Source organism: Burkholderia stagnalis (genome assembly GCF_902830275.1).
GTDB classification, from domain to species: Bacteria; Pseudomonadota; Gammaproteobacteria; order Burkholderiales; family Burkholderiaceae; genus Burkholderia; species Burkholderia stagnalis.
In genome coordinates, this window is record NZ_CADESW010000084.1 from 1 (window position 1) to 554 (window position 554).

Sequence of the window (554 nt, forward strand, 5' to 3'; positions counted from 1 at the left end):
ATCGGTGCCAACGTCACGTCGAACGCGAACACGATCAACAATACCGGGGCCGCCGCAGTCTTCGCCGCCGCCAATCAATTGAACCTGTACGCGACGAATCAGTTGTCGAATACGGGCGGCGCGAACCTGTTCAGCGTCGGCGATATCAATATCGCGGCGAACGGCCAGCGCGACGCTAACGGGTTGCTCGCCAACCGTACGCAAAACGTGCTGAACGATCAATCGACGATCGAAGCGCAAGGGAACGTCGAACTCGCGGCAGGCACGTTTACCAATACGCGCCCGGCGCCTACGGTCACGACCGAAACGACCGGCTCGACGAGCAAGCACGAAACCAAGCGCGACAAGTACATAGCATGTGCGACGACCAATGCCAACTCGCATTCGTCGTGCACGCAAGCGGTATTCGACTATGGCTATAAGACCCCACGCAACGACACGTTCAGCAGCGCGCAGGTGGTGTCCCAATCAAGCGGTTCGAATGCTACGGACCGCGTGCTCGTCCTGACCGTGAACGGTCAGCAGCAGACGATCTACTACAACACGCTGACGGA

General features: G+C 59.0%; 1 protein-coding gene. It reads left to right on the top strand.

Going from position 1 to position 554, the window contains the following annotated elements:
• On the top strand, positions 1–554 hold a 554-nt coding region (locus HWY45_RS36320), incomplete at both ends, for a hypothetical protein (protein ID WP_176118496.1).